This window comes from Bradyrhizobium sp., assembly GCF_016462955.1.
Taxonomy (GTDB): Bacteria; Pseudomonadota; Alphaproteobacteria; order Rhizobiales; family Xanthobacteraceae; genus Bradyrhizobium.
On record NZ_JAEMSD010000253.1, the window covers coordinates 1 to 9690 of the forward strand.

Annotated in this window: 8 protein-coding genes and 1 pseudogene; 2 read left to right on the top strand and 7 right to left on the bottom strand. The window is 65.1% G+C overall.

Annotated features, from left to right (window positions below; translation table 11 throughout):
* The 6 genes and pseudogenes from JHD07_RS23245 to JHD07_RS23270 all read right to left on the bottom strand — a co-directional run.
* Positions 1 to 2264, bottom strand: a 2264-nt coding sequence (locus JHD07_RS23245) for a DNA translocase FtsK (RefSeq protein ID WP_291626242.1), incomplete at its 3' end; no start/stop codon positions are given.
* Positions 2265 to 2273: 9 nt separating this feature from the next.
* Entirely contained in the window at positions 2274 to 3488 is a 1215-nt protein-coding gene (locus tag JHD07_RS23250; protein ID WP_291626244.1) for an aminotransferase class I/II-fold pyridoxal phosphate-dependent enzyme, read from the bottom strand.
* Positions 3489 to 3777: 289 nt separating this feature from the next.
* On the bottom strand, positions 3778 to 5226 hold the full coding sequence (locus tag JHD07_RS23255; protein ID WP_291626246.1) for an ammonium transporter: 1449 nt from the start codon (positions 5224 to 5226) through the stop codon (positions 3778 to 3780).
* A gap of 37 nt (positions 5227 to 5263) precedes the next feature.
* A complete protein-coding gene (locus JHD07_RS23260) occupies positions 5264 to 5602 on the bottom strand; it encodes a P-II family nitrogen regulator (protein ID WP_008142813.1) in 339 nt (112 codons plus the stop codon).
* A gap of 444 nt (positions 5603 to 6046) precedes the next feature.
* Positions 6047 to 6337, bottom strand: a pseudogene (locus tag JHD07_RS23265) (ammonia channel protein); the annotation flags it as partial.
* A 96-nt stretch (positions 6338 to 6433) separates the two neighbouring features.
* Positions 6434 to 6772 (bottom strand): P-II family nitrogen regulator, encoded by a 339-nt coding sequence (locus JHD07_RS23270; RefSeq protein ID WP_291626269.1) that lies wholly within the window; start codon positions 6770 to 6772, stop codon positions 6434 to 6436.
* 238 nt (positions 6773 to 7010) lie between these two features.
* Between JHD07_RS23270 and JHD07_RS23275 the strand changes: the two genes are divergently transcribed.
* Together JHD07_RS23275 and JHD07_RS23280 are read left to right on the top strand one after the other, a co-directional pair.
* Positions 7011 to 7919, top strand: coding sequence for a DUF4339 domain-containing protein (locus JHD07_RS23275; protein WP_291626271.1), 909 nt, complete (start codon positions 7011 to 7013; stop codon positions 7917 to 7919).
* Between the two features lie 32 nt (positions 7920 to 7951).
* Positions 7952 to 8800, top strand: a complete 849-nt coding sequence (locus tag JHD07_RS23280) for a DUF4339 domain-containing protein (protein WP_291626273.1) — start codon at positions 7952 to 7954, stop codon at positions 8798 to 8800.
* Here JHD07_RS23280 and tesB read toward each other — a convergent pair.
* Positions 8797 to 9660: an acyl-CoA thioesterase II gene (tesB, locus tag JHD07_RS23285; RefSeq protein WP_291626275.1), complete on the bottom strand. Its 864-nt coding sequence runs from the start codon at positions 9658 to 9660 to the stop codon at positions 8797 to 8799. The two genes, JHD07_RS23280 and tesB, sit on opposite strands and share 4 nt — an antisense overlap.
* Positions 9661 to 9690: the final 30 nt, after the last annotated feature.

Sequence of the window (9690 nt, forward strand, 5' to 3'; positions counted from 1 at the left end):
CCGCCCATGCCGGTGGCGTCGAACACGGCGCCGTCCTCGTCCTCTGCAGGCTCTTCGGCGGTGACGGCTTCGAGATATTCCGGCTGTCCCTGCGTCTTGAGATGACGCACCACCTTCTCGACTTCCTCGTCGGAGGCGAACGGTCCGTGCACGCGGCTGATGCGGCCGCCGCCGGCCATGTAGAGCATGTCGCCCTGGCCGAGCAGCTGCTCGGCGCCCATCTCGCCGAGGATGGTGCGGCTGTCGATCTTCGAGGTGACCTGGAAAGCGATGCGGGTCGGGAAGTTCGCCTTGATGGTGCCGGTGATGACGTCGACCGACGGGCGCTGCGTCGCGAGAATCACGTGCAGGCCGGCGGCGCGCGCCATCTGCGCGAGGCGCTGCACCGCGCCTTCGATGTCCTTGCCGGCGACCATCATCAGGTCGGCCATTTCGTCGACGATGATGACGATGTAGGGCAGCGGGTCGAGCGAGAGCTTCTCTTCCTCGTAGATCGCCTTGCCGGTTTCCTTGTCGAAGCCGGTGTGCACCGTGCGCGTCGGCTCCTCGCCCTTGGCTTTCAATTCGAGCAGGCGCGTGTTGTAGCCGTCGATGTTGCGCACACCGAGCTTGGCCATGTTCTTGTAGCGCTCTTCCATCTCGCGCACGGCCCATTTCAGCGCGACCACCGCCTTCTTCGGGTCGGTCACGACGGGCGTGAGCAGATGGGGAATGCCGTCATAGACGGAGAGTTCGAGCATCTTCGGATCGACCATGATCAGCCGGCACTGGTCGGGGCGCAGCCGGTAGACCAGGCTGAGGATCATGGTGTTGATCGCGACCGACTTGCCCGAGCCGGTGGTGCCGGCGATCAGCATGTGCGGCGTGCGTGCGAGGTCGATGATGACGGGGTCGCCGCCGATGGTCTTGCCGAGGCACAGCGGCAGCTTTGCCACCGTGTCGGTCGCTTCCTTCGCCACCAGCAATTCGCGCAAGTAAACCTTTTCGCGATGCGCGTTCGGCAGCTCGATGCCGATGGCGTTGCGGCCGGGCACGACGGCGACACGCGCCGACAGCGCGCTCATCGAGCGGGCGATGTCGTCGGCGAGGCCGATCACCCGCGAGGATTTGATGCCGGGCGCCGGCTCCAATTCGTAGAGCGTCACGACCGGACCCGGATTGGCCTTCACGATCTCGCCGCGCACGCCGAAATCCTGCAGCACGCCCTCGAGCGAGCGCGAATTGGTCTCGAGCTCGGCCTTGCTGAGCGGCTGGCGATCGCCGGCCTTCGGCGCGGCCAGCATGGAGACGGAGGGAAGGTCGAACTTGTCGGAGGATTTCTTTGCAGGCGTTTTCGGTGCGGCCTTCTTGCGGGGCGCGCGCGCGACGGGCTCCTCTTCTTCCTCCTCCTCCTCGCTCTCTTCCTCCTCGTGCTCGTAGTCCTCGTCTTCGGACTGCGGCGAGATCGGCGGCGCGGTGCGGCCGCCGCCGAGATTCGGCTCCTGGCGGCTGAACTGGGCAGCCTTGGTCTTCGGCCCGCTCGACACCAGCGAGCGGTAGGCGGCCCCACACAGCCATATCAGGCGTGCCTTGGTGCTCATCAGCGCGTGGAACAGCCAGCCCAGGGATACCGAGCCGCGGTCGCTCTCCTCGTTGTCGTCGAGCGGCTTGTCTTCCTCGTCGATGGCCGCGAGCTCTTCGTCGTGCTCGCGCGCGCCGAGACCGCAGGCGATCAGGAAGGTCGCGGCCATCGCGGCGAACAGGATCGTGCCCAGCACGACGCGATAGATGGTGCCGGCCGGCCCGAAAATCACCGCCGGGGCGCGCACCAGCGCATCGCCGACCATGCCGCCGAGGCCGGTCGGCAGCGGCCAGGCGCCGCCATGCTGAAAGCAGCTGACGAAGCCCGCCGCGATCACCGTGCATAGAATCCAGGAGCCGAGCCGCAGCGCCTCGCGGTCGAACGGGCGATGCGTGATCATGCGCCAGCCCCAGATCGCAACCGTCAAGACCATCATGATCGCGCCGAGCCCGAAGATCTGCATCGCGAGGTCGGCGCCGATGGCGCCGGCATAGCCGAGGATGTTGCGGATCGGCCGCGAGGTCGCGTGGCTGAGGCTGGGATCCTGTACCGACCAGGTCATCAGTGCCGCCGAGGCGACGCCCGCCAGCGCGATCAGGCCGAGCCCGGTGAGCTCGCGCATGCGGCGCGCCAGCCCCTCGCGGATCGAGGGCGGCAGATGCCCGACGATTGGAATGACGCGTTCGATTGCCGACATGCTCATGGGCCCCGCCTAACCCAGAGTCTCGACCAGGCGATGCAGCGCCTGCGCCGTGGTCTCGCCATCCTGCACCAGCGCGAGCCGAATGTAGCCCGCGCCGGGATTGAATCCGTCGGGCTGCTGCCGCGCCAGGAAGCTGCCGGGCACCACGCGCACGCCGGCCTCCTTGAAAAGCCTCAGCGTCACGGACACGTCGTCGCCGATCGCGGACGTGTCGAGCCAGACGCAGAAGCCGCCATCGGGCCGGCGATAGCCGTAGCGATTGCCGATGATCTGGTCGGCGAGATCGAACTTGATCCGGTACAGCCTGCGGTTCTCCTCGACATGCGCCTCGTCGCCATAGGCGACGGTCGCCACCTGCTGGAGCGGCACCGGCACCTGGGGCGCTGCGATGTTGCGCAGCTCGAGGAACATGCCGATGAACCTCTTGTCGCCGGCGGCAAAGCCGACGCGCAGGCCCGGCAGGTTGGAGCGCTTCGACAGCGACTGAAACGCAACCACGCGGGTGAAGTCGGGGCCGGCGCATTCGAGCGCGCTGCCCGGGGCCTCGCGTGTGTAGATCTCGGAATAGCACTCGTCGCTGAGGATCACGAAGCCGTAGCGGTCGGCGAGCTGCTTCAAGCGCCTGAAATAGTCGGGCCTCGCGACCGAGCCCTGCGGATTGGCGGGCGAGGCCAGGTAGAACGCGACCGTGCGCGCCAGCGTCGCTTCGTCGATGGCGTCGAGGTCGGGCAGGAAGCCGTTCTCGACCGTCGTCGGCAGATGCACCGGCTCGCAAGCGGCAGCCAGGGCCCCTGCGCCATAGACCGGATAGAACGGGTTCGGCATCAGGATGGCGGGCTTGCCGGGGCGCGGGCCGACATAACGCGCGGCGGCGATCGCGGCGAGGAACAGGCCCTCGCGGCTGCCATTGAGGACGAGAATCTCGTTCTCGGGGTCGAGCGGCCGCGGCAGCTTGAAGCGCGACGACAGCCAGGCGCCGGCGGCGTGGCGGAACGGATCGGTGCCCTTGTTCGCGGGGTAACGGCCGAAATCGGCGATGTGCTTGGCGAGCACCGGACCGACGAAGTCGGGCACGGGATGCTGGGGCTCCCCGACCGCGAGCGAAATCAACGGTTTGCCCGGCTGATGCGGGGCCAAAAGCTCGTTGAGCCGGACGAACGGCGAGCGTTCGGAATCGGAGCTTCCACTGGCCTGCGGCGCACGGGATGAAGCGGTCATAGCCATTCTGGACGCCAGCACTCTTGGAACGGCCGGTCGCGCGAAGGCACCGGCGGGAAGCGGTTCAGTTCACCATAGATAGGGCGAGGTTAAGACGCGATTAACCATCGGCGGGCGCCCCCGTCCAGAGCGGGATTATTAGGGGCGGTCTATCCCCTCTCCACCCAGGAACCAGTCAAAGAAAAAGGGGCTCCAGCTTGCGCTGGAGCCCCTCAACGGTCAGGGCATTGCCGGGTATGTGCCCGAACCGGAGTTGTGGACGGGGTCTCCGGGGAGATCCCGTCCGGGAGGAGACTTACATGTTGTAGGCGCGCTCGGTGTGCTCGGTGATGTCGAGGCCTTCACGCTCGGTCTCGACATTGGCGCGGAGGCCAACGATCACGTCGACGACCTTGTAAAGGATCGCCGAACCTACGCCCGACCACACCAGCGTGGTGCAGACCGCCTTGATCTGGGCCAGCATCTGCGTGGCGAAGTCGTAATCGGCGACCTTCGGCGGGATCGCCGAATAGTCGATGATGCCGGCGCCGCCGAGCGCGGGGTTGACCAGAATGCCGGTGCCGATGGCGCCGACGATGCCGCCGACGCAGTGCACGCCGAACACGTCGAGGGAGTCATCGTAGCCGAGCGCGTTCTTCACCACGGTGCAGAAGAACAGGCAGACCACGCCGACGATGAGGCCGAGGACGATCGCGCCCATGATGCCGGAGAAGCCGGCTGCAGGGGTGACGGCCACGAGGCCCGCGACAGCACCGGAGATCACGCCGAGCACCGAGGGATGACCCTTGATGATCCACTCCGCGAACATCCACGACAGCGCGGCGGCTGCGGTGGCGACGAAGGAGTTGGTCATGGCGAGCGCAGCGCCGCCGCTGGCTTCCAGGTTGGAGCCGGCGTTGAAGCCGAACCAGCCCACCCAGAGCAGCGAGGCACCGATCATCGACATGGTCAGCGAGTGCGGAGCCATCAGCTCCTTGCCGTAGCCGACGCGCTTTCCGATCAGGAGAGCGCCGACGAGACCTGCGATGCCGGCGTTGATGTGCACCACGGTGCCGCCCGCAAAGTCGATCGCGCCCATCTTGAAGATCCAGCCGGCGTCGGCGTTGAGCTCGTCGAGCTTGGCCTGCGCCGCGGTCTTCGCCGCCGCGTCACCCGCCGCCGCGAGAGCCTTGGCCGCATCCTGGATCAGGTCCGGACCCTGCCAGTACCAGACCATGTGCGCGATCGGGAAGTAGATCAGCGTCACCCAGAGCGGGACGAACAGCGCGATCGCCGCGAACTTCATGCGCTCGGCGAAGGCGCCGACGATGAGGGCGGGCGTGATCGCCGCGAAGGTCATCTGGAAGCAGACATAGATGAGCTCCGTGATGTTGGCGTCGACGGAGAAGGTCGCTGCCTTCGTCTCGGTGGTGACGCCCATCATGAAGGCCTTGGAGAAGCCGCCGATGAAGTCGGAGCCACCGGTGAAGGAGAGGCTGTAGCCGTACACGGCATAGATCACGACGACGACGCAGACGGTGTAGAACACCTGCATCAGGACGGAGAGCATGTTCTTGGAACGGACGAGACCGCCGTAGAACAGCGCGAGGCCGGGGATCGTCATCAACAGCACCAGCACTGTCGATGTCATCATCCAGGCGTTGTCTCCCTTGTTGACCGTTGGCTCGGCGTAGGCTGCGGTCGCAGCGAACAGGCCGACTACGAGAGCCGCCAATCCCGCGCCATAGGGACGCTTGAACGTCATATTGTTTACTCCTGCTTGGATAAGGTTGAGCGCGAAATCAGAGGGCCGCGGCATCGGCCTCGCCGGTGCGGATGCGCACCGCATGGTCGAGGTTGATGACGAAGATCTTGCCGTCGCCGATCTGTCCGGTTTTCGCCGCGGACGTGATGGCGTCGATGGTCTTGTCGACCTGGTCGGAAGCGACAGCGACCTCGATCTTGATCTTGGGCAGGAAGCTCACGGCATATTCCGCGCCGCGATAGATTTCCGTATGGCCCTTCTGGCGGCCATATCCCTTGACTTCCGTCACCGTGAGACCGTGAACGCCGATGGCGGTCAGGGCGTCACGGACTTCTTCAAGCTTGAATGGCTTGATGATCGCCATAACAATTTTCATGGGTCCTATCCCCGCTTGGGCCCGGTCCGGACGTGGCCGGGCGTTTCTCGACTGGTTCGCCACGAGGGAGAAAATTCACTACGCGGGCACAGCCAGACCCCTAGAATCAAATGCCGTGCCAGATCAGGCGTGTTGCCTAACGGACGATGAATCCCGGCATTTTCGCCTTCGCTGGGTGTTGCAGAGCAGTGCGCCATTACGTCGCGCCCAAAACGTGGTCAGTGCCGATTAAAATTAAGGCATGACAGCCTGTCGACACAATGTTGCTCACGCGCCGGGCAGGTCGATGGTGTTTAGGTAGCGCAGGCGGCTTTGTTGCAAGGCTTCGCCATGCTGGGTGATGTCGAGGCCGGCGAGTTCCTGCTCACGGGATACGCGCAGGGGCACCAACAAGCCCACCAGCGATGCCCATGACGAATGCCGTGCCAGGGGGCGACGAAGCCCGAGGCCGCCGGTGCCGGCCGATAGATGCACCACGAGGCCGCCGGCGAAATCGAGCACACCCATGCTGGCGAGAAAGCCGCCGCCCCACACCAATGCGCCAAGGGAATGTAGACGAAGCTGAACGTGGGAAGGCTCTGCGCCATGGTGGGCCGGCACGTTCTTCTTGTGCACCATTCCGGAATAGAACAGTGCGAGCCCCGGGATCGTCATCAACCAGTGCTGTCGCGACGATCATCCAGCGGTGTCTGCGGCGTTGATCGCGGAGCCTGCGGTCTGCGTCGGCGCAGCAACGAGCGGCGCAAATACCCCGCCATGTCGTTTCCCCCGGGCACATTAATGACGTCGCACGCTGTGGCGTCGTTGCCCCGGGCGATCGACGGATGCTTCTTAGAGAGCGTCGCTGTCGGTTTCGCCGGTGCGGATGCGCAGCGCGTGGTCGATCGGCGTGACGAAGATCTTGCCGTCGCCGATCTGCCCGGTGCGGGCGGTCGCGGTGATGACGGCGACCGCCTTGTCGGCGACGTCGGAAGCGACCGCGATCTCAATGCGCAGCTTCGGCAGGAAGTTCACGACATATTCGGCGCCGCGATAGATCTCGGTGTGGCCCTTCTGCCGGCCGTAGCCCTTCACTTCGGTCACGGTCATGCCGTGGACGCCGATCGCGGTCAGGGCGTGGCGGACCTCATCGAGCTTGAAGGGTTTGATGATCGCGACGACGAGTTTCATGGTCAGGCCTATTCCCCGGGATGCGCCGCGCCGCATGTCCCCGGCGCAGCGTCAATCTGGCATCTTTCCGGGCAAATGGCACAAAAAAGTTGCAGATTGAAGCGGAAAAACGCCTGCTCGTGGGAACGGCCGCCTCTGTACAGGGCAACCGTTCATCCTTCACAATGCATTTTTGGCATGGATGCGGTGAACCCAGGCGTCCCGGCTGGCACATAAATATGTTTGAGGGGGACGGCAGATGGCGAGTTGGTTCTACGCAAGCGAGGGCAAGCAGCAGGGGCCCTTTCCGGAAGGGCAATTCCGCGACCTCGTCGCCCAGGGCGTCGTGCGCCCGGACACGCTGGTATGGACCGAGGGCATGGCCGGCTGGCAGAAGGCCGCCGAAATTCCCGGCCTGATCGGCGGCGGCGCTCCGCCGGCGGTCCCCGCGGGCGGTCCGCCGATGATGGGCGGAAGTGGCTATGGCGGCGCCGGCGGCTACGCTGCGGCCGCCAGCGGCGGGTCGCTGTCGGTCGATTTCGGCATCCTCGAGTTCACCTGGCGCACGCTCGCGCTCGTGATCGGCTCCTGCTTCATCATCCCGGTGCCGTGGCTGTTCGTCTGGTACACCAAATGGATCGTGTCCTGCGTGAGGGTGCCCGGGCGGCCGAACCTCAGTTTCACCGGCAGCGCGATGACCCTGGTGCCCTGGTATTTCGGCTTCATCGTTCTCGCCATCGCGCTCGGCTATGTCGGCAGCGAGATTCTGAGCAATCTGCTGTTCATCGTCCAGGTCGTGCTCTACTGGCTCCTGATCAAATGGATGGTCGCGAACCTCGCTTCCAACGGCCAGCTGCTAGGCCTGAGCTTCACCGGCTCGGTCTGGGCCTATATCGGCTGGAATCTGCTGTTTGCGATCTCGATCATCACCATCATCGGGTGGGCCTGGGTGGCCGCGGCGCAGATGCGCTGGTTCTGCCGCAGCATCGAGGGCACGCGCCGCGAGATCGTCTTCAAAGGCAGCGGTCTCGATATCCTCTGGCGCGGTATCGTGGCGGCGATACTCTGCGCCCTCATCATCCCGATTCCGTGGGTGTATCGCTGGATCATGAACTGGTTCGCCTCACAGACCGAGCTCGTGCCGCGCGGCTCGCAAGCGGCCATGTGATGTCTGCCGGCCTTCGGTAGCGAGCGGACGAGATGTCGAGCCGAACCTGGTTCCACGCATCCGAGGGCCAGCAGAAGGGGCCCTTTCCCGAAGCCCAGTTTCGCGATCTGATCGCGAAGGGAATCGTGCGTTCGGACACGCTGGTCTGGAGCGAAGGGATGGCGGGCTGGCAACAGGCCGGCGCGGTCCCCGGACTCGTGCCCGGCGCCTCACCGGTGGCGGCTTCGAGCGGCGATGCTCGCGGCCAGCTTTCGGTGGATCTGCCGCTATGGTCGTTTCTGGGATGGTGCATCCTGCTGGTGGTCGGCAACCTTGTCGTGGTGCCGGCACCCTGGATCGCCACCGGCTACTATCGCTGGCTGTTCCCGCGCGTCCACGTCCCGCAACGACCGAACATCGGGTTCACCGGCCAGGTCGGCGATATCTGGTACGTCTTCATCGCACTGGCGATCCTGGGCTATGCCGGACTTTACGGCGATCTGTTTCAGCTCGCGGCAATTCCGCTCCAGGCCTTCCTGTCCTGGATGATTCTGCGCTGGGTGGTCGCAAATATCAGCTCGGACGGTCGGCCGATCGCGATGACCTTCAACGGCAGCCCGTGGGCCTTCGTCGGCTGGCAGCTCCTGATGTTTCTCGCCATATTCACGGTCATCGGCTGGGCCTGGGTCATGGCTGCGTGGATGCGCTGGATCTGTCGGCACGTCGCGGGAACGCGGCGCGAGATCGTCTTCGTCGGAACGGGCCTGCAACTATTGTGGCGAACCCTGGCCTTTGGCCTCGGGTGCCTTCTGATCATTCCGATTCCGTGGCTGCTGCGCTGGTACTTCACATGGACCATGACGCAATTCGAGCTCGTGGAGGGCACGAAGCCAGCAGCCTAGGATTTCCGCTCGCGCACCGAGCCTTCCTGCGCGACCGAGGCGACCAGCGTGCCGTCGGGCTTGAAGATGGACCCGCGCGTCAAGCCACGGCCGCCGCGCGCGCTCGGCGAATCCTGCGCGTAGAGCAGCCATTCGTCGGCGCGGAAGGGGCGGTGAAACCACATCGCGTGATCGAGGCTCGCCGGCATCATGCGCTTGTCGAACAGCGTGCGGCCATAGCGCGCCATGATCGCATCCAGCAGCGAGAAGTCGGAGGCATAGGCGAGCGCGCACATATGCAGCGCCGGATCCTCCGGCAGCGTCGCGGCGGTCTTGATCCAGACATGGATGCGGCCGTCGTCGATCTTCTGGCCGAAGTAACGCCCGAGCTCGACCGGGCGCAGCTCGATCGGACGATCGGATTCGTAGTAGCGGCGGATGAAGTCCGGCATCTCCTTGAACATCGGCTGCTTCGCCACCTCCTCCGCCGTGAGTTTCTCCGGCGGCGGCACGTCGGGCATCTCGTCCTGATGGTCGAACGCGCTTTCCTCTTCGGCGTGGAACGATACCATGATCGAGAAGATCGCGTTGCCGTGCTGGATCGCGGTGACGCGGCGGGTCGAGTAGCTCTTGCCGTCGCGCAGGCGTTCGACCTGGTAGATGATCGGGATCTGCGGATCGCCCGGCAGGATGAAATAGCAATGCAGCGAATGCGGCAGCCGGCCCTCGACGGTGCGGCAGGCCGCGACCATCGCCTGTCCGATCACCTGGCCGCCGAACACCCGCTGCCAGCTCGTCTTCGGGCTGTTGCCGCGGAACAGGTTCACCTCGATCGGCTCGAGATCGAGAATGGAAATCAGGTCGATGACGCCTTTGGACATGGCAGCGCTTTCAATTCTTTCCGTCATTCC